General features: G+C 67.2%; 20 protein-coding genes. 9 read left to right on the forward strand and 11 right to left on the reverse strand.

Translation table 11 applies throughout. The annotated features are described in order from the left end of the window. Positions 1-131: 131 nt before the first annotated feature. A complete protein-coding gene (locus P7V53_RS00550) occupies positions 132-419 on the forward strand; it encodes a hypothetical protein (RefSeq protein WP_280153525.1) in 288 nt (95 codons plus the stop codon). A gap of 6 nt (positions 420-425) precedes the next feature. Here P7V53_RS00550 and P7V53_RS00555 read toward each other — a convergent pair whose 3' ends face one another. Beyond that, a complete protein-coding gene (locus tag P7V53_RS00555) occupies positions 426-1,847 on the reverse strand; it encodes an FAD-linked oxidase C-terminal domain-containing protein (protein WP_280153526.1) in 1,422 nt (473 codons plus the stop codon). Positions 1,848-1,906: 59 nt separating this feature from the next. Between P7V53_RS00555 and P7V53_RS00560 the strand changes: the two genes are divergently transcribed. Further along, positions 1,907-2,482, forward strand: coding sequence for a cob(I)yrinic acid a,c-diamide adenosyltransferase (locus P7V53_RS00560; RefSeq protein WP_280153527.1), 576 nt, complete (start codon positions 1,907-1,909; stop codon positions 2,480-2,482). Between the two features lie 6 nt (positions 2,483-2,488). Here the strand turns inward: P7V53_RS00560 and P7V53_RS00565 are convergent, their stop codons facing one another. From P7V53_RS00565 to tldD, 3 genes are all read right to left on the reverse strand, one after another. Then, positions 2,489-2,773 (reverse strand): hypothetical protein, encoded by a 285-nt coding sequence (locus P7V53_RS00565; protein ID WP_280153528.1) that lies wholly within the window; start codon positions 2,771-2,773, stop codon positions 2,489-2,491. 133 nt (positions 2,774-2,906) lie between these two features. Then, complete coding sequence (locus P7V53_RS00570) at positions 2,907-4,022, reverse strand: 3-deoxy-7-phosphoheptulonate synthase (protein WP_280153529.1); 1,116 nt, start codon at positions 4,020-4,022, stop codon at positions 2,907-2,909. 242 nt (positions 4,023-4,264) lie between these two features. After that, complete coding sequence (gene tldD / locus P7V53_RS00575; protein ID WP_280153530.1) at positions 4,265-5,740, reverse strand: metalloprotease TldD; 1,476 nt, start codon at positions 5,738-5,740, stop codon at positions 4,265-4,267. 206 nt (positions 5,741-5,946) lie between these two features. On the opposite strand from tldD, the gene P7V53_RS00580 reads away from it, so the two are divergent. Then, positions 5,947-6,282 (forward strand): hypothetical protein, encoded by a 336-nt coding sequence (locus P7V53_RS00580; RefSeq protein ID WP_280153531.1) that lies wholly within the window; start codon positions 5,947-5,949, stop codon positions 6,280-6,282. A gap of 14 nt (positions 6,283-6,296) precedes the next feature. Here the strand turns inward: P7V53_RS00580 and rsmI are convergent, their stop codons facing one another. Continuing rightward, positions 6,297-7,202 (reverse strand): 16S rRNA (cytidine(1402)-2'-O)-methyltransferase, encoded by a 906-nt coding sequence (gene rsmI / locus P7V53_RS00585; protein WP_280153532.1) that lies wholly within the window; start codon positions 7,200-7,202, stop codon positions 6,297-6,299. Here rsmI and P7V53_RS00590 point away from each other — a divergent pair. The 3 genes from P7V53_RS00590 to P7V53_RS00600 all read left to right on the forward strand — a co-directional run bounded on the left by P7V53_RS00590 (position 7,195) and on the right by P7V53_RS00600 (position 8,851). After that, positions 7,195-7,563, forward strand: a complete 369-nt coding sequence (locus tag P7V53_RS00590) for a YraN family protein (RefSeq protein ID WP_280153533.1) — start codon at positions 7,195-7,197, stop codon at positions 7,561-7,563. The genes rsmI and P7V53_RS00590 overlap by 8 nt on opposite strands. Positions 7,564-7,631: 68 nt before the next feature. Continuing rightward, entirely contained in the window at positions 7,632-8,228 is a 597-nt protein-coding gene (locus tag P7V53_RS00595) for a phosphoheptose isomerase (RefSeq protein WP_280153534.1), read from the forward strand. After that, positions 8,225-8,851 (forward strand): BON domain-containing protein, encoded by a 627-nt coding sequence (locus P7V53_RS00600; RefSeq protein WP_280153535.1) that lies wholly within the window; start codon positions 8,225-8,227, stop codon positions 8,849-8,851. The genes P7V53_RS00595 and P7V53_RS00600 overlap by 4 nt, the downstream gene beginning before the upstream one ends. On the opposite strand, the gene P7V53_RS00605 is transcribed toward P7V53_RS00600, so the two are convergent. Genes P7V53_RS00605 through P7V53_RS00620 form a run of 4 tightly spaced genes read right to left on the reverse strand, consistent with a single transcriptional unit; the run spans position 8,852 to position 12,648 of the window. Next, complete coding sequence (locus P7V53_RS00605) at positions 8,852-9,748, reverse strand: NAD(P)-dependent oxidoreductase (RefSeq protein ID WP_280153536.1); 897 nt, start codon at positions 9,746-9,748, stop codon at positions 8,852-8,854. 58 nt (positions 9,749-9,806) lie between these two features. After that, a complete protein-coding gene (locus tag P7V53_RS00610) occupies positions 9,807-10,943 on the reverse strand; it encodes a PilT/PilU family type 4a pilus ATPase (protein WP_280153537.1) in 1,137 nt (378 codons plus the stop codon). A 19-nt stretch (positions 10,944-10,962) separates the two neighbouring features. Next, a complete protein-coding gene (locus tag P7V53_RS00615) occupies positions 10,963-11,592 on the reverse strand; it encodes a cyclic nucleotide-binding domain-containing protein (RefSeq protein ID WP_280153538.1) in 630 nt (209 codons plus the stop codon). 12 nt (positions 11,593-11,604) lie between these two features. Beyond that, positions 11,605-12,648 carry a type IV pilus twitching motility protein PilT gene (locus P7V53_RS00620; RefSeq protein ID WP_280153539.1) on the reverse strand — a complete coding sequence of 348 codons (1,044 nt, stop codon included), beginning with the start codon at positions 12,646-12,648 and terminating at the stop codon, positions 11,605-11,607. A gap of 62 nt (positions 12,649-12,710) precedes the next feature. Between P7V53_RS00620 and P7V53_RS00625 the strand changes: the two genes are divergently transcribed. Beyond that, positions 12,711-13,397, forward strand: coding sequence for a YggS family pyridoxal phosphate-dependent enzyme (locus P7V53_RS00625; protein WP_280153540.1), 687 nt, complete (start codon positions 12,711-12,713; stop codon positions 13,395-13,397). A 27-nt stretch (positions 13,398-13,424) separates the two neighbouring features. Here P7V53_RS00625 and P7V53_RS00630 read toward each other — a convergent pair whose 3' ends face one another. Beyond that, the gene (locus P7V53_RS00630; RefSeq protein ID WP_280153541.1) at positions 13,425-14,318 is read right to left on the reverse strand and encodes a DMT family transporter; all 894 of its coding nucleotides are present in this window, start codon (positions 14,316-14,318) and stop codon (positions 13,425-13,427) included. Between the two features lie 102 nt (positions 14,319-14,420). Between P7V53_RS00630 and P7V53_RS00635 the strand changes: the two genes are divergently transcribed. Next, the gene (locus P7V53_RS00635; protein WP_280153542.1) at positions 14,421-15,329 is read left to right on the forward strand and encodes an AraC family transcriptional regulator; all 909 of its coding nucleotides are present in this window, start codon (positions 14,421-14,423) and stop codon (positions 15,327-15,329) included. Here P7V53_RS00635 and P7V53_RS00640 read toward each other — a convergent pair. Continuing rightward, entirely contained in the window at positions 15,281-15,763 is a 483-nt protein-coding gene (locus P7V53_RS00640; RefSeq protein WP_280153543.1) for an Lrp/AsnC ligand binding domain-containing protein, read from the reverse strand. The genes P7V53_RS00635 and P7V53_RS00640 overlap by 49 nt on opposite strands. A 94-nt stretch (positions 15,764-15,857) precedes the next feature. On the opposite strand from P7V53_RS00640, the gene P7V53_RS00645 reads away from it, so the two are divergent. Beyond that, a complete protein-coding gene (locus P7V53_RS00645; RefSeq protein ID WP_280153544.1) occupies positions 15,858-18,854 on the forward strand; it encodes an L-glutamate gamma-semialdehyde dehydrogenase in 2,997 nt (998 codons plus the stop codon). The last annotated feature ends 5 nt before the right edge of the window (positions 18,855-18,859 follow it).

The following is an 18,859-nucleotide window of genomic DNA, read 5'->3' on the forward strand; positions in this document are numbered from 1 at the left end:
GCGAGGAAACCCCAGGAAAACTTTTCCGATCCGCAACCCCGATTTGCGGTCGATGTCGTTTTCCCGTGCAGCTCTCTGCTGCGCCGTCGCTTTGCCCTCTCACGCATCCATCTTCGATTCAGGCAGTAGGTATGAAGATTCTCGGCATCCAGCTCAGCAAGCCGTCGTTCAACGAGGTGACCGCATCGGCCATCATGGCTGCAGGCCTGTGGCTGGCCATCGTCGCGCTGTGGCGCGTCAGCGAGCAGCCGCTGGACCGGATCGAAGCCGGCGCGGCCCTGCTGGTGGTGTTCTGGGGATGCATCGGCGTGCGCATGGGCATCCGTCTTGACAAGGGCCTTCGCCACCTGGCGGTCAACGTTCTGTGCGGCGGGGCGATTCTCGCGATCTACCACGCCGTGATGGCGCTGGTCGCCTGAGCGGGCTCAGGCTGCGAAGATTTTCCCCGGGTTCATGATGTTCTTGGGGTCGAGAGCGTGCTTGATCGTGCGCATGGCTGCCACAGCGCCGGCGCCCGCTTCGGTCACCAGGAATGCCATCTTGTGCAGCCCGATGCCGTGCTCGCCGGTGCAGGTGCCGTCCAGGCCGAGCGCCCGCGTCACCAGCTGAAGGTTCAGACGCTCGGCCGTCTCCCGCTCCTGCGGCACGTTGGGGTCGATGAGATAGGCGACATGGAAGTTGCCGTCTCCCACATGCCCGACGATGTAGTAAGGCAGTCCTGAGCCGTCGGCCTCGGCGACGGTGTCGAGCAGGCAGTCGGCCAGTCGGGAGATCGGCACGCAGGTGTCGGTCGTCACCGTGCGGCAGCCGGGCTTGACTTGCAGGCCGGCGAAATATGCGTGGTGCCGCGCCGTCCACAGGCGCGTGCGCTCTTCAGGCGTCTCGGCCCATTCGAATGCCAAGCCGCCGTTGTCGTCGGCGATCTGCTGCACCGTCTCGATCTGCTCCTTCACGCCGGCGGGCGTGCCGTGGAACTCCATCAGCAGCATCGCGCCCTCGCGCAGGCTCAGCTTGTCGTGGCGATTGACGGCGCGCACGGCATTGGCGTCGAGCAGCTCGCAACGGGCGATCGGCACGCCGATCTGGATGATCTGGATGGTCGCCTGCACCGCCGCCGCGATGCTGGGAAAGCTGCAGACCGCCGCCGACACAGCCTCCGGCTGCGGATACAGCTTCAGCGTGACCTCGGTGATGACGCCCAGCGTGCCTTCGCTGCCCACCATCAGGCGCGTCAGGTCGTAGCCGGCGCTGCTCTTCTTGGCCCGGGTACCGGTGCGGATGACCTCGCCGCTGGCCGTGACGACCTCCAGCCCGAGCACATTCTCGCGCATCGTCCCGTACCGCACGGCGTTCGTGCCGCTTGCTCGCGTGGCGCACATGCCCCCGATGCTGGCGTCGGCGCCGGGATCGATCGGGAAGAACAGGCCCGAGTGGCGGATCTCGTTGTTGAGCTGGGTGCGGGTCACGCCGGGCTGGACCGTCACCGTCAGATCTTCGGACTGCAGCGCAATGACGCGGTTCATGCGCGACAGGTCGATGCTGACACCGCCTTGCACAGCCAGCAGATGGCCTTCCAGCGATGAACCGGCGCCGTACGGAATGACCGGCACGGCGTGCTGGTCGGCGAGCTTGACGATTGCGGCGACGTCCTCGGTGCTTTCGCAGAACACCACCACCTCGGGCGGTGGCACGTCGTACGGCGATTCATCGCGGCCATGCTGCTCGCGCACTGCAAGCGCCGTGGAGCAGCGCTCGCCGAAGCGAGCCTTCAGCGCCTCGAGCATCGCCGCCGGCACCGGGCGCGGCTCGATCCTGGGCAGCAGTTCGGTGGCAAGCGGTGCGTTCATGGCGGACTCCTGGGGTGCGGTTCCATTGTAGGGAGCGGCCCGAGGACCTAGCATGCGCCATGGCAAACCGACTGACGCAGATCGCCACCCGCACTGGCGACGACGGCACGACCGGCCTGGGCAACGGCGAGCGAGTTCCCAAGGACCATCTCCGCGTGCAGGCCATGGGCGATGTCGACGAGCTCAACTCCCACCTTGGCGTGCTGCTCGCGGAGCGGCTGCCCGACGATGTGCGCGAGCTGCTGGTGGTCGTGCAGCACGAGCTGTTCAACCTCGGAGGTGAGCTGTCGATGCCGGGTTTCGAGCTGCTGAAGGGGGACGCGGTGCTGCGACTCGACGAGGCCCTGGCCCGGCACAACGCCGACCTGCCACGGCTGAAGGAGTTCATCCTCCCGGCCGGCACCCGCAGCGCGGCGATCGCCCACGTTGCCCGCACGGTCGCGCGCCGCGCCGAGCGTGCGGTGGTCGCGCTGGCTGCCCATGAAAGCGTCAATGCCGCTCCGCGTCAGTACCTCAACCGGCTAAGCGATCTGCTGTTCGTGCTGGCGCGCGTGCTGAACCGGGCCAATCTCGACGGCCTGGGCGGGGATGACGTGTACTGGCAGAGCGAGCGGCTCAAGGGCCAGGAGGAATGACGAGGATCACCGGGTGGTGAGAAAGCCGATGGCGAATTCGTCCAGCGCCAGCGCGCCATCCTTGTCGGCATCCAATTCGACGAAGCGGGCGCCGATCGCGGGCAACTGAGAAGCCTCGGCCTTGGACACCCTGCCGTCGCCGTTGAGATCGGCCTTGCTGAAGGCCGCCTCGACAATGGACTTGTCCAATGCCGTCGTCGGCTGCTCGAGCAATGGCGACTTGGTTTGCGCGTGCGCCATGAGCGCCAGGCCGGTCAACAAAGTGCAGGCAAGCAGTGAACGGACGCTCATCGGGGTCTCCAGCACCCATCCAGCGAGGATGGACCGTGATTCCAGCGCGGAGCGTGCCGCTCCCCAAGCAATCTTTCCCCGCATTACCGCCCTTACAGGCTCGCCGCTTGGCTTACCCCCTTTTGCAGATGGCTCAGCGTCGCCGCCCGAGCACCGCCCCGCCCAGCAGTTCGAGCACCTCCAGCGAATGGTCCCAGCCGATGCAGGCGTCGGTGATGCTTTGCCCGTAGTTCAGCTTGGCCGGATCGTCCTTGCCCGGACTGAACTTCTGTGCGCCGGCGTTGAGGTGGCTTTCCACCATGACGCCGAAGATGTGCTTGCCGCCCCGGGTGATTTGCCCGGCGATGTCGCGCGCAACGTCGACCTGCCTCTCGTGCTGCTTGCTGCTGTTGGCGTGCGAGCAGTCGACCATCAGCGCGCACGGCAGCTTGGCCGCTTCGAGGTCTTTGCAGGCGGCCGACACGTGGGCTTCGTCGTAGTTGGGCGTCTTGCCCCCGCGCAGGATGACGTGGCAATCCTTGTTGCCCTTGGTCTCGACGATGGCGACCTGACCGTTCTTGTGCACCGACAGGAAATGATGCGGACGTGCCGCCGCCTGGATCGCGTCGGTGGCGATGCGGATGTTGCCGTCCGTGCCGTTCTTGAACCCGATGGGCGCCGACAGGCCTGAGGAGAGCTCGCGATGCACCTGGCTCTCGGTGGTGCGCGCACCGATCGCTCCCCAGGAAATCAGGTCGCCGATGTACTGCGGCGAGATCACGTCGAGAAATTCACTGCCCGCCGGCATGCCCAGGCGGTTGATTTCCAACAGCAGCTGGCGTGCGATGCGCAGGCCTTCGTCGATACGGTAGCTCTCGTCGAGGTACGGATCGTTGATCAGGCCTTTCCAGCCAACGGTCGTGCGCGGCTTCTCGAAGTACACCCGCATGACGATTTCCAGCGTGCCGGCGTAGCGGTCGCGTTGGGCCTTCAGTTTCCGCGCGTATTCCAGCGCGGCGACGGGGTCGTGGATGGAGCACGGGCCCATGATCACCAGCAACCGGTCGTCCTTGCCGTGCATGATGTGTCGAATGCGCCGGCGCGTCTCGCCCACCAGCGTTTCCACTGGCGTGCCGCTGATCGGGAAGAAGCGGATCAGATGCTCGGGCGGCGGCAGCGGCATCACGTCCTTGATCCTCTCGTCGTCGGTCTGGCTGGTCTTCTCGGTACGCGCATACCACTCGTCGCTGGCGGCGGCTTTGGTCGACATCACAGGGGCTCCTTGCGGTGTGGAATGAAGTCAATGGACGATCGTGACGGGGCGAAAAAAAACCGCCGGGGGGTGCCCGGCGGTCTTCGGATTCGGTTTGCGCCTGCTTTTCGCCTATGCGCTTGCCTCTCCTCCGCCGGTGCGGTGCGAGAACCAAAAGTAGGCAAAAAAGAAGGACTTGCTGGAAAGCATGGGTGCGAATGTAGCACGGAGCCCGGCGGCGTCGAACCCGATAGACGCGGCTACGCCGTGCCCCCGACGGTCAGTCCGTCGATGCGCAGCGTGGGCTGACCCACGCCCACGGGTACGCTCTGCCCCTCCTTGCCGCAGGTGCCCACGCCGGTGTCGAGCTTCATGTCGTTGCCGATCATCGTCACACGGGTCAGTGCGTCGGGTCCGTTGCCGATGATGGTCGCGCCTTTCACCGGGTACTGGACCTTGCCGTTCTCGACCCAGAACGCCTCGCTGGCGGAAAACACGAACTTGCCACTGGTGATGTCGACCTGGCCGCCGCCAAAGTTGTACGCATAGAGGCCGCGCTTCAGGCCTGCAATGATCTCTTCCTTGGTCTTGTCGCCGCCCAGCATGTAGGTGTTGGTCATGCGTGGCATCGGCACCGCGGCGTAGCTTTCGCGGCGGCCGTTGCCCGTGGGCTGCACCTTCATCAGACGTGCGTTCATCGCATCCTGAATGTAGCCGCGCAGGATGCCGTCTTCGATCAGCACGTTGCGTTGCGACGCATTGCCTTCGTCATCGATGTTGAGCGAGCCGCGCCGGTCGGGCAGTGTGCCGTCGTCCAGCACCGTGACGCCGCGTGCCGCCACCCGCTGGCCGATGCGCCCCGAGAACGCACTCGATCCCTTGCGATTGAAGTCACCTTCGAGCCCGTGCCCGATCGCTTCGTGCAGGAGAATGCCGGGCCACCCCGAGCCGAGCACCACGCTCATTTCGCCGGCAGGAGCGGGGCGCGATTCCAGATTGGTGAGAGCGGCGTTCACCGCGTCGTTGACGTAGCTCTCGATGACACTGTCATGGAAGTAGCCGAAGCCGAAACGGCCGCCGCCACCGCCGGAGCCCACCTCGCGGCGCACCTCGCCGGCGATCGTCTGCTCGGCGATGACCGTGACCGACAACCGCACCAGCGGACGTACGTCGGCAGCAAGCGTGCCGTCGGCGCGCGCGACCAGCACGACGTCGTATTCGCCTGCCAGACCGGCCATCACCTGCGCGATGCGCGGATCCTTGGCGCGCGCGAGCTTCTCGACCTTCTCCAGCAGGGCCACCTTCTGCGTGCTGTCGAGCGTCGTGATCGGGTCCATCGGCGCATACAGCACGCGGCTGCCGGCAACCGTGTGCCGGCCGCTCACCTTGACCTTGCGACTCTGGCCTGCCGCCGCAATGGTGCGGACGGTCTGTGCTGCATCGAGCAGTGCAGCTTCGGAAATGTCGTCGGAGTAGGCAAAGGCAGTCTTCTCACCCGCCACGGCGCGCACACCGACGCCCTGGTCGATGCCGAAGCTGCCGCTCTTGACGATGCCTTCCTCCAGGCTCCAGCCTTCGCTGCGGGTGTACTGGAAATAGAGGTCCGCGTCGTCGATGCGGTGAGTGGCGATGGATTGCAACGCGCGCGCCAGCGTTGCCTCGGTGAGCCCGAAGGGTTCCAGCAGCAACGATCGGGCGATGGCAAGGCGTTCGATGGTGGGTTCGCGGGAGATCATGCGCGGTCCTTCGGAGGGGGTGACTCATTGTAGGAGTGCCCACTGACGCGGCTGCATCGGGGTATTGCACGGGGTGCACCCGACTGGGGCGAGTCGCTTGACCGTTCTTTACTTGCGACCGCGTCGGCGTCGGGGAACTTTGCGCCGTTGTCTGGCGCACGGGCCCGTGATCGACCAAACAACACACTGACACCGAAAGGATTCCCATGCGACAGCTCAAGACCCTCGCCGTTGGCGCGACCATGGCCATCGCCTGCATCGGCGCATTCGCGCAGGCGGCGTCGGCCGCGACGCCGGGTGTGGACAAGCGCGAGACTCGTCAGGAAAACCGCATCCAGCAAGGCGTGGCATCGGGGGAGCTCACTGCCCGCGAGACGGTTCGTCTGGAAAGGGAGCAGGCGGCGGTCAACAAGGCCGAAGCCCACGCCAAGGCCGACGGCACGGTGACCAAGCACGAGCGCAAGCGACTGCACAAGCTCCAGAACCACACGAGTCGCGACATCTACCGCCAGAAGCACGACGCCCAGACAGCCAAGCCTTGAGCAGGCGTCGACGCTCAGCCCTGCTTCAGCGCCAGCGCACGCGCGTACAGCGCGTTGCGCGGCGCGCCGGTCAATTCGGCGGCGATCGCCACGGCCTGCTTCAACGGCAATGCGGCGAGCAGAAGCTCGAGTGTGGCGTCGTGGCGCCCGATGTCCGCGTCGGTCGTCGCGGCGCCCAGCCCGTGAACGACAAGCACGAACTCGCCGCGCAGGCGGTTCGGTTCCGCGGCCAGCCAGTCAGGCAGTTGCGACGCTTGCAGCGTGATCACGGTCTCGAACTGCTTGGTCAGCTCACGGCACAGCGTGATCGTGCGCTCAGGGCAGGCTTGCGCGAGGTCGCGCGCGAGCGACTCCATCCGATGCGGCGCTTCGAACACCACCTGGGCCGGCGCGGCCACGGCCAGTGCCTTGAGCGCCAGCGTTCTGTCGGCGCCCTTGGCCGGCAGAAAGCCGACGAAGACGAAGCCTGCCCCGCGTGTGTCGCCAGCGACGCTCAGCGCGACCACCGCGCTGCTGGCGCCGGGCACGGGCACGGTTGCGAGTCCGGCCTGCTGCACGGCCGCGACGAGTGCGGCACCAGGATCGCTGACGGCCGGCGTGCCGGCATCGCTGACATAGGCCACGCGCTCGCCTCGCGACAGCCGCGAGATCACGCCTTGCGCCGCGTCACGTTCGTTGTGCTCGTGCACGGCAAGAAGCGGCTTGTCGAGGCCGAGATGGCGCAGCAGCGGCGCGGTGTGGCGGGTGTCTTCGCAAGCGACTGCGTCGACCAGCGACAGCACGTGAATCGCGCGCAGGCTGATGTCGGCCAGGTTCCCGATCGGTGTGGCGACCACATAGAGAGTACCTGCGGGATACTGCTGCCCGCCCGCGGCAGCGGCCGCAGCTTGCAGCAACAACGAGGCATTCGGGGTGGTCACGACAAAAGGTGCGGGAGACGAGGGTGAGGCCAGGGCCTGGGAGCATCTGCAGCGGCACGGACTGGCGTTGGTGCAGCGCAATTATCGGGTGGCCCTCGGCTCGCGTGCGCGCGGCGGCGAGGTCGACCTCATCTTGCGCGACCGCGATGGCACGCTGGTGTTCGTCGAGGTGCGCACTCGCAAGTGCGACAGCCTCGTGCGCGCAGCCGCTAGCATCACGGCCGTCAAGCGTCGCAGCATCGTGCTCGCGGCGCAGCATTACCTGCAGCGCTTTGCCACGCCGCCGGCTTGCCGTTTCGATGTCGTCGCCATCGATGGCGAGCAGATCGAATGGTTGAAGGCGGCGTTCGATGCGGGATGAGTGCAGTTGCAGTGCAAAGCGGGGAGCGGCGGAACCCGCCGCGCAACCCCGTGTCTTATCATGCGGCCATGCTTGAACAACGCATCCAGCAGCAGTTTTTCGACAGCGCCGACCTGAAGTACGCCGCTGCGGAGATCCTCGCCAAGCCCATCGCCGACGCGGTCAGTGCGGTGATCGGCTCCATCACCGGCGGGGGGAAGGTGCTGGCGTGCGGCAACGGCGGATCGGCCAGCGATGCACAGCATTTCGCGGCCGAGTTCATCGGCCGCTTCGAGCGTGAGCGACCCGGCTTGGCCGCGGTGGCGCTGACCACCGATACGTCCATCCTCACGGCGATCGGAAACGACTACGACTTCGACGTCGTCTTCTCCAAGCAGGTGCAGGCCCTCGGCAATCCGGGCGATGTGCTGCTCGCCATCAGCACCAGCGGCAACTCGGCCAACGTACTGGCCGCGGTGGAAGCCGCACACGCGAAGGAGATGACGGTCGTCGCCCTCACCGGCAAGGGCGGCGGCAAGATGCGCGAGCGGCTGAGCGAGACCGACGTGCACATTTGCGTGCCGCACGACCGCACCGCGCGAATCCAGGAAGTCCACCTCCTCGTGTTGCACTGCTTGTGCGACGCGGTGGATCTGCAGCTTCTCGGCGAACAGGACAACGCATGAAAAGACAAGCTCTCCGTGCGGCCGCGCTGGCCGCTTCCCTTGCTGTGGCCAACGTCCTGACAGGCTGCGCCCCGCTGCTGGTGGGCGGCGCCGTGCTCGGCGGCACGCTGATGGCCACCGACAGGCGCACTTCGGGCGCACAGGTGGAGGATCAGGCGATCGAACTGAAGTCGATGAACCGCATTCGCGATGTCGTCGGCGATCGCGGCCATGTCAGCACGACCAGCTACAACCGCGTGGTCCTGATCACCGGCGAAGTGCAGACCGAGGCCGACAAGACGGCGGTCGAGCAGGCGGTGCAACGGGTCGAGAACGTGAAGTCAACCGTCAATGAGCTCGAGATCATGGGCCCGAGCTCGCTGACCAGCCGCTCCAACGACGCGATCCTCAGCAGCAAGGTCAAGGCCAGCTTCGTCGACGCCAAGGACCTGTTTGCCAACTCCTTCAAGGTGACCAGCGAGCGCGGCACCGTGTACCTGATGGGACGCGTCACCGAGCGAGAGGCCAACCGCGCCACCGAAGTGGCGCGCAGCGTCAGCGGCGTGCAGAAGGTGGTGCGCCTGTTCGAGATCATCACCGAGCAGGAGCTGGCCGACATGGCACCCAAGGCGCCAGCCAAGTGATCAGCGCAGGCGCTTGATCAGGCTGGACGTGTCCCAACGCCGGCCGCCCATCGCCTGCAGGTCGGCGTAGAACTGGTCGACCAGCGCCGTCACCGGCAAGCGGGCGCCATTGCGCTGAGCCTCGGCGAGCACCAGGCCGAGGTCCTTGCGCATCCAGTCGACGGCGAAGCCGAAGTCGAACCGGTCGTCGATCATCGTGGGTCCGCGGTTGTCCATCTGCCAGCTTTGCGCCGCGCCCTTGCCGATGACGCCGAGCACCGCCTTCATGTCCAGGCCGGCCTTCTCGCCGAAGGCGATCGCTTCGGCCAGGCCTTGCACGAGGCCGGCGATGGCGATCTGGTTGACCATCTTTGCGAGCTGTCCTGCACCGCTTTCGCCGAGCAGCGTCACCGCCTTCGAGAACGCCATCGCGACCGGCTGGATCGCCTCGAAGGCAGCCTTGTCGCCGCCGCACATGACGGTGAGCGCGCCATTGATGGCGCCGAGGTTGCCGCCCGACACCGGCGCGTCGATGAACTGCAGACCCTGCCCGCGGCCGATGGCGCTGAGCTCGCGCGCGACCGCCGCGGATGCGGTGGTGTGATCGACAAGCACGGCTGCGCGCTTCATGCCGGCGAACGCACCGTCGTCACCCAGCACCACCGAGCGAAGATCGTCGTCGTTGCCGACGCAGGCGAAGACGATGTCGGCGCCTTGTGCTGCCTCGGCTGGCGTCGGCGCGGCGCGGCCGCCGTATTCGGTCACCCACTTCGCGGCCTTCTCGGCGGTGCGGTTGTAGACCGTGACGCGGTGACCCGCGCGCGCAAGGTGCCCGGCCATCGGGTGGCCCATGACACCGAGCCCGAGGAAGGCAACGGTCCTGGGAGCGATCGGTTCGTAGGTCTTGGTGGAGTTCATGGGGAGTGCAATGAAAACGGCCTCGGAAGAGGCCGTCTTATAACAGTGCGGTGTGCGGTCACACGATCGTCAAGTGCTCCGTGCCCGCCGCCAGGTCGCTGCTGCGAGCGCGCTGGCTGTGCAGCTTGATCTGCAGGCGCAGGTCGTTCACCGAGTCGGCGTTGCGAAGCGCATCCTCGTAGGTGACCATGTTGTTCTCGTAGAGGTCGAACAGGCTTTGGTCGAAGGTCTGCATGCCGAGCTCGCGCGAGCGCTTCATGATCTCCTTGATCTCCGCGACCTCGCCCTTGAAGATGAGCTCGGAGATGAGCGGCGTGTTGAGCATGATCTCCACGGCAGCGATGCGCCCCTTGCCTTCCTGGCGCGGCAGCAGCCGCTGCGACACCAGCGACTTCAGATTCAGCGACAGGTCCATCAGCAACTGCGCTCGTCGCTCCTCAGGGAAGAAGTTGATGATGCGGTCGAGCGCCTGGTTGGCGCTGTTGGCGTGCAGCGTGGCCATGCACAGGTGACCGGTCTCGGCGAAGGCCACCGCGTGCTCCATGGTCTCGCGGTCGCGGATTTCGCCCATCAGGATGACGTCGGGCGCCTGGCGCAGGGTGTTCTTCAGTGCCGCGCCCCAGCCTTCGGTATCGAGGCCGACCTCGCGCTGCGTGACGATGCAGTTCTTGTGCGGATGCACGAACTCCACCGGGTCTTCGATGGTGATGATGTGGCCGAACGAGTTCTCGTTGCGAAAGTCCACCATCGCGGCCAGGGACGTGCTCTTGCCCGAGCCGGTGGCGCCGACGAAGATGACCAGGCCGCGCTTGGTCATCGCCACGTCCTTCAGAACCTGCGGCAGGTTGAGGCTGTCGATGGTCGGCAAGGTCTGCGGGATGGTGCGCAGCACCAGGCCGACGTTGCCCTGCTGAACGAAGGCATTGACCCGGAACCGCCCGATGCCCTGCGGCGAGATGGCGAAGTTGCACTCCTTCGTCCTCTCGAACTCCGCTGCCTGCTTGTCGTTCATCACCGAGCGCGTCAATGCCAGCGTGTGCTGGCCGGTCAGCGGCTGTGGCGACACCTTGGTGACCTTGCCGTCGACCTTGATCGCTGGCGGAAAGTCGGCCGTGAGAAACAGGTCGGACCCGTTGCGCGACACCATGAGGCGCAGCAGGTCGTTGACGAATTTGGATGCCTGGTCTCTTTCCATACGTTCCTCGCAAGACCTTTCAATTCTGCGACAGCAAGGCGCTCAGTCGCGCGCTCACCTGGCGTAAGCGCAGTGACAACCTGCGTGACAAGGACGCCAGCAGCGCGACGCCCAGCCGCGGTGCCTGGTTGATCATCTCGTCGAGCCGCTTGGCGTCGACGACCGCCAGCGTGCACGGCGTGAGCGTGACGCAAGACGAGAAGCGCGCGCCGGCGTCGAGCAGCGACATCTCGCCGAGCATGTCACCGGCATGTGCCTCGGCGAGCCGCGCCTTGCCGCCCCACGGCTGGCCGCGATCGACCGACAGCGTGCCGTCGAGCACGATGACCATGTAGTCGCCGAGCTCGTCCTGGCCGATCACCTCCTGGCCCATCGGCACCTGCACGAACTCGAGGTACTGGCTCATGCGCTGCAGCTCATCGGCGTTGAGTGCCACCACGTGTCGATCCGCGCCCCACAGGCGCGCGAACATCTCCGCGCCTTGGCGCCGGTCGAAGGCCTGGGCGCCGATGCGCGGCGCACGGTCGCGCCACGACGAAAGCGTCTGCGGCGCGTCGGGCGGCTCCTGGTACATCGATGAAAAGAAGCCGGCGTCGTCGCCGGCGCCCGAGCCGGGGGCGCGCTTGATGCGGGCCAGCAGGCGCTTCACGTGTCGCTCGTTTCAGCCGGGGAAGTTCTCCGGGAACTTGGCTTTGCCGCGCGCCTCCGCAGGGGAGATGATGTTGCGGCGAACCAGGTCGGCAAGGTTCTGGTCGAGCGTCTGCATTCCCATGCTGTTGCCGGTCTGGATCGCGGAGTACATCTGGGCGACCTTGTTCTCGCGGATGAGGTTGCGGATGGCGGCGGTGCCCAGCATGATCTCGTGCGCCGCCACTCGCCCGGAGCCGTCCTTCAGCTTGCACAGCGTCTGGGAGATCACCGCCACCAGCGACTCCGACAGCATGGCGCGAACCATCTCCTTCTCGGCCGCGGGGAAGACGTCGACGATGCGGTCCACCGTCTTCGCGGCGCTTGACGTATGCAGCGTGCCGAACACCAGGTGCCCGGTTTCCGCCGCCGTGAGGGCCAGGCGGATGGTCTCGAGGTCGCGCATTTCGCCGACCAGGATGGCATCGGGATCCTCGCGCAGCGCCGAGCGCAGCGCATTGGCGAAGCTCAGCGTGTGCGGACCGACCTCGCGCTGGTTGATCAGGCACTTCTTCGATTCGTGCACGAACTCGATCGGGTCTTCCACCGTCAGCACGTGGCCGTATTCGTTCTCGTTGAGGTGGTTCACCATGGCGGCCAGCGTGGTCGACTTGCCCGAGCCGGTGGGGCCGGTCACCAGGACCATGCCGCGCGGCTTCAGGGCCAGGTCGGCGAACACCTTGGGTGCGGCCAGCTGCTCGAGGGTGAGGATCTTCGACGGAATGGTCCGGAACACCGCGCCGGCGCCGCGGTTCTGATTGAACGCGTTGACGCGAAAGCGCGCGAGGCCCTGGATCTCGAAGGAGAAGTCGCACTCCAGCGTCTCTTCGTACGACTTGCGCTGCGAGTCGTTCATGATGTCGTACACCATGTCGTGCACCTGCTTGTGCTCGAGCGGGTCGACGTTGATGCGGCGCACGTCGCCGTGCACCCGGATCATCGGGGGCAATCCGGCTGACAGGTGCAGGTCCGACGCCTTGTTCTTGACCGAGAACGCCAGCAGTTGGGTGATGTCCATGAGGGGGTGTGTGGCGCGCGAGGGCGTCGAGCGCGAGGGGCCTGCGGGATACTCGACGCATTATGGCGACGATCCCCAACAACATACAACAAGTGCGCGCTCGCATTGCCGCCTCGTGTGCAGAGGCCCAACGGCCCGTGGAAAGCGTCACATTGCTCGTCGTCGCCAAGACCTTTCCCGCGCGCGCCGTGCGACAGGCGTTCGATGCCGGCGAGCGCGTGTTCGGCGAGAACTACGTGCAGGAGGCGATCGACAAGATGGAAGCGCTCGCCGATCTGCGCGAGCAGCTCGAGTGGCATCTGATCGGGCCGCTGCAAGGCAACAAGACACGCATCGTCGCCGAGCACTTCGACTGGGTGCATTCGGTCGATCGATTGAAGATCGCACAGCGCCTGTCCGCGCAACGACCGATGCAGCTGCCGCCGCTGCAGATGTGCCTGCAGGTCAACATCAGCGGCGAGCAGAGCAAGAGCGGCCTGGCGCCGGACGAAGTGCTGCGTGTCGCGCGCGAGGTGGTCGGCCTGCCCCGTGTGCGTCTGCGCGGCCTGATGGCCATCCCCGAACCGGCGTCGACGCACGAAGCGCAGCGGCGGCCTCACGCGGCCCTGCGAGAGCTTTTGCAGCGCCTGCAGCGCGAGGGCCTCGCGGTGGACACCTTGTCGATGGGCATGACGGCCGACCTCGAAGCGGCGATTCTCGAAGGCGCGACGATCGTTCGCGTCGGCACGGCCATCTTCGGCGCGCGATAGGTCGGCGGCAAGCGGCGAGCCGTCAACCTAGGCCGATTGCCATCGTCGGGGCGTGCCGCGCCAGAAGACGGCGACGTTTCCCGCTGCGACGAGGCCCAATCCGAACAGCGCCGACAGGGTCCATGCATACCCCTCGACGAGGGCCGATACGTTCAGCGCCACCACGGGAAACAGCACCGTGCAATACGCCGCCCGATCCGCGCCCAGGCGGCCGACGAGCGTGAGGTAGGCGGTGAAACCGATCACCGAGCCGGGAATGGCGAGGTAGAGCCACGCACCGATGTACTGCATGGAGGTATCGAAGCGCATCGGCTGTCCCGTCACCACCGCGTATGCGGCGATCACTGTCGCGCCCACCAGCATCGCCCAGGCATTGGTCTGCAGCGGCGTCTGTCCTTGCCGCTGCATCGCGCCTGACAGCAGGTTGCCGAGCGAGAAGCAGCAGGTGCCGGCCAAGGCCAGCGCGAGGCCCCACAAGGTCTGCGGCCGGTCCAGGTCCTTGGCGACCTCGGTGCCGAACAGCAGCAGCAGGCCGGCGAGCCCCAACCCGCCGCCCACCAGCACGCGCGGTGCCAGCGGCTGACGCAGGAACAGCCGTCCGTTCAGTGCGTTCCACAGGGGCGCCGTCGAGAAGCAGACGGCGATGAGCCCGCTGGCGATCCACTGGCTCGCGTGCAGGAAGCACATGAAGTTGACGCAGAACAGGGCAAGGCCTTGCCCCAGCAGCAGCGGCCCGATGCGGCGCGGCGGCAGGCGCAGCTCGCGCCGCCAGGCGAGCCATGCGACGAGCACCGCTGCGGCAAGCCAGAAGCGGTACGCGATGGACCACGGGATCGGCACCTCGCCGATCTGCAGCTTCAGTGCGATCCAGGTCGTGCCCCAGATCAGCACGGTGAGCAGGTAGAGCAAGGCAGTGGCCATGGCACCGAGTCTGCGCGCGGGGCGTCGTGCCGGCTGGCAGGAACTTGCGCATTTGCGGCGGATGCCGTCCCCGGCGCAGGCGCGCGACGTAAGCTCGCGGCCATGGAAGCGGCCATCACACAACTCGACGTCGGCGCCGCGCTGCTGCGCTCGCGCGCCCGGCTGCGCCGTGCCGCAGCGCTGCCGGCCGGCGTGTGGGTGGCCCACTGGGGCAACGCGGACACCCAGACGGCGTACCTGAAGCCCAGCCACCACACCTTGTCGTTCTATCTGGAGGGCGGACACGCCGTCCGCTGTCACCAGGCGCCCTCGGCGCGCGGCGAGCCCGGCAGCCTGTGCCTGCTGCCGGCCGGCCACGAGTCGCACTGGGATGTCAATGGCTCGCTGCAGCTATTGCACGTCTACCTGCCGACGCTGCAGTGGGCCCAGGCGGCGGAGCGTTGGTTCGAGCTCGATCCGCGCTCGGCCACGCTGGCCGAGCGCATCTATTTCCACGACGAGGGGCTTGCATCCTTGTGTGGACGCATCGCGGCGCTCGACTGGCGCGGCACGGGAGAGGCGCTGTTGCTGCAGCAGCTCACGCTCGACTTGCAGGCCCGGCTGTTGATGTCGCAGACCGTGCATCGGCCGCGGCTCGGGCCGGTACGCGGCGGCTTGTCGCCGGCGGCGCGGCGACGCGTGCTGGAGAAGATGGAAACCCACCTGCACGAGCGCCTCGACCTGGCCGAGCTCGCACGGGTCGCCTGCCTGTCCGAATTCCACTTCGCGCGCATGTTCAAGACCAGCTTCGGCACGAGCCCGCATGCGTGGGTGATGCAGCGGCGGCTCGAACGCGCGCGACGGCTGCTCGCACAAGGCCATGCGACGCTCGACGAGGTGGTGCAACGCTGCGGCTACGCGCACCTGTCGCACCTGAACGCGGCATTGAAGCGGGCCGGCCTGCCCTCGGCCTCGGCGGTGCGTCAGATGGCCAGCGCGGTGACGTTCTTCACTTCCTCCATCACCGCGTAGGTGCGGGTCTCGCGCACGCCGGGGAGGGTCCAGATGACCGATCCGATGAACTCCCGATAGGCCGTCATGTTGGCCACCCGGGTCTTCAGCAGGTAGTCGAACCCGCCGGCAACCAGGTGGCACTCGAGGATCTCGGGTCGAACCTGCACCGCGGCCTTGAAGTTGTCCATCACGTCGTGCACCGTGCGGTCGAGCAGGATCTCGACGAACACCAGCAGTCCCGCCCCGAGCTTCGCCGGGTTGAGCTTGGCCTCGTAGCCGAGGATGAAGCCATCGCGCGTGAGCCGCTTGACGCGCTCGAGCACCGCGGTGGGCGACAGGTGCACTTCCTCGGCCAGCTTGAGGTTGGAAATGCGCCCGTCCTTCTGCAGCACGCGCAGAATCTTGGCGTCGATCTTGTCGATGCCCGCCAGGGACGAGGGGTCGTTGGGCATGCTGAATTTCCGGAAGTTTAAGCAAGCTTCTTTGGAGATAAATGCTAGACCCGACGAACTAACCTAGCAAGTAATTCTAGCGAGGTGACCTCTCATGTTCTCCGCTCCTGCTCCGGCCGCGCGGCTTCCCTATCCCTATCGCACCGAAATCGGGGTGGTGGCCGCGCAGCTCGCCGCGCTGGCGGCCGCGCTCGACTGGCAACGTGCGGCGGCCATGGCGCGACCCTGGGTGGAGGCCGTGCGCGACAAGCCCGCGCCCTTCTGGGCGATGGAATCCCTGCTGCGTGAATACCCCATCTCCAGCGCCGAGGGCCTGGCTCTGATGCGGCTGGCCGAAGCGCTGCTGCGGGTGCCCGATGCCGAAACGGCGATCGCGCTCACAGCCGATCAGCTGGGCAAGGCGGAGTTCGACGCGGGCAGCGGCGGCCCGCACAAGATGCTCGCGCAGCTGTCGGCGAGTGCCATCGCACTGTCGAAGAAATTCCTGCCCGAGAGCGACAGCGAGGCGGGCCTGCTGAAGCGCCTGGGTGCGCAGACAGTGGTGGCCGCCACGGTGCGCGCCATCCAGCTGCTCGGACGCCAGTTCGTGCTCGGCCGCTCGATCCGCGAGGCGATGGACGAAGCCGCGTCGGCGCGCAAGGGGCATGCGGCGCTGCGCTTCAGCTACGACATGCTCGGCGAAGGCGCGCGCACCGAGGCCGACGCGCAGCGCTATCTCGTGTCGTATGCCCATGCCATCGACGCCATCGCCGACCGCAAGGCGGCCGCGAGCCCGGAGGGGGCCGACGGCATCTCCATCAAGCTGAGCGCGCTGTTCTCGCGCTACGAAGACGCACAGCGCGAGCGTGTGTTCGCCGAGCTGCTGCCGCGGGTGTGGCAGCTCGTGGAGCCGGCTGCGCGCGCCAATCTCAATCTGACCATCGATGCCGAGGAAAGCGACCGGCTCGAGCTGTCGCTCGACGTCCTCGAGGCGCTCGCCGGACGCATCGCGCGACAGTTCCCCGACTGGCGCGGCTTCGGTCTGGCCGTGCAGGCCTATCAGACACGCTCGCTGCACGTCATCGACGAGGTCGCGCGCATCGCGCGCTCGCACGGGTTGCGCTTCATGGTGCGGCTGGTGAAGGGCGCCTACTGGGACGGCGAGATCAAGCGCGCGCAGGAGCAGGGCCTGGCGGGCTATCCGGTGTTCACCCACAAGCACCACACCGACATCTCATACCTCGCCTGCGCCCGCGCGCTGATTGGGCACAACGACGTGATCTACCCGCAGTTCGCGACACACAACGCCGGCACCATTGCCGCCATCCTGCAGATGGCCCGGGGCAGCGACGCGAAGTTCGAGATGCAGCGCCTGCACGGCATGGGCGAAGGTGTGTACCGCGAAGTCATGAAGCACACGCAGGTTCCGGTGCGTGTCTATGCGCCGGTCGGTGAGCACCGCGACCTGCTCGCCTATCTCGTGCGCCGGCTGCTGGAGAACGGCGCCAACTCCTCGTTCGTGCACCAGCTGGCCGACGAGGCCGTGGACGTGGGCGCGCTGCTCGCCTCGCCGCTGCATGCGGCGCCGGCGCCGGCCTTGCCGATGCCGGTGTCGCTGTACGGCACGGAGCGGGCGAATTCAAAGGGCGTCGACCTCGCGTGCCCGGCCGAGCGCGAGCCTCTCGAGCGTGCCGTCGAGACGGCGCGGGTCGAGCCCATCGCCGAAGCGCGGGCCGCCGACGTCGACGCCGCGATGGCCCGGCTGCAGGCCGGCTTCGAGCGCTGGAACGCGACGCCACTGGCGCAGCGCGCCGCGGTGCTGCGCCGCGCCGCCGACGTGCTGGAGGCGCGCCTGCCCGAGTTCTGCGCGCTCCTCGTCAAGGAAGCGCACAAGACCCTGGGCGATTGCGTGGCCGAGGTGCGCGAAGCGGTGGACTTCTGCCGCTATTACGCCGAGCAGGCCCAGGCGCGCCTGGCGCCGCAGCCGCTGCCGGGCCCCACCGGCGAGAGCAACGAGCTGCGGCTGCATGGGCGCGGCGTCTTCGTCTGCATCAGCCCGTGGAATTTTCCGCTTGCGATCTTCACCGGCCAGGTCGCCGCCGCGCTGGTCGCCGGCAATTGCGTTGCCGCCAAGCCGGCGGAGCAGACTCCAGCGGTGGCGGCGCGCATGGTCGCGCTGCTGCACGAAGCCGGCGTGCCCGGCGACGCGCTTGTCTTGCTCCATGGTCCCGGCGAGACGACCGGAGCCGCTCTCGTCGCCGATGCACGCACCGCCGGCGTGTGTTTCACCGGCTCCACAGCGGTCGCGAAGGTCATCAACCGCACCCTCGCCGCCAAGGACGGTCCCATCGTGCCGCTGGTCGCCGAAACCGGTGGCATCAACGCGATGATCGTGGACTCGACGGCCCTGCCCGAGCAGGTGGTCGATGCGGTCGTGCAGAGCGCCTTCCGCTCTGCCGGCCAGCGGTGCTCCGCGCTGCGGCTCCTGTGCGTGCATGAAAGCGTCGCAGACGGCGTCATCGAGATGATTCGCGGCGCGCTGGCCGAGTTGAACGTCGGCGATCCGGCCCGCCTGGCCACCGACGTCGGCCCGGTCATCGATGCCGAGGCCTTCGATGGCCTGAGCCGCCATGTGGCGCGGCTGCGGCAGGAGGCGCGGCTGATCGGCGAGGCGGCCTCACCCGGCGGCGGCCACTTCATCGCGCCCATCGCCTTCGAGGTGGCGAGGGTCGCCGATGTGGGGCAGGAGATCTTCGGCCCGGTGCTGCACGTCGTGCGCTGGGGCGGCGAACCCGATGCGGTGATGCGCCAGGTGAATGCACTGGGCTACGGCCTCACGCTCGGCATCCAGACGCGCATCGACAGCCGCGCGCTGCGTCTGGCCCAGGCCGCGCACATCGGCAACGTCTACGTCAACCGCAACATGATCGGCGCGGTGGTCGGCGTGCAGCCGTTCGGCGGCGAAGGCCTGTCGGGCACCGGCCCCAAGGCGGGCGGTCCGCACTACCTGTACCGCTTCTGCGCCGAGCAGACGCTCACGGTCAACACCGCCGCTGCCGGCGGCAACGCCGCGCTGCTCGCCGGGTTCACCTCGACGGTGGCCGGCGAATAGACTCG

This window comes from Piscinibacter sp. XHJ-5 (assembly GCF_029855045.1).
Taxonomy (GTDB): Bacteria; Pseudomonadota; Gammaproteobacteria; order Burkholderiales; family Burkholderiaceae_C; genus Albitalea.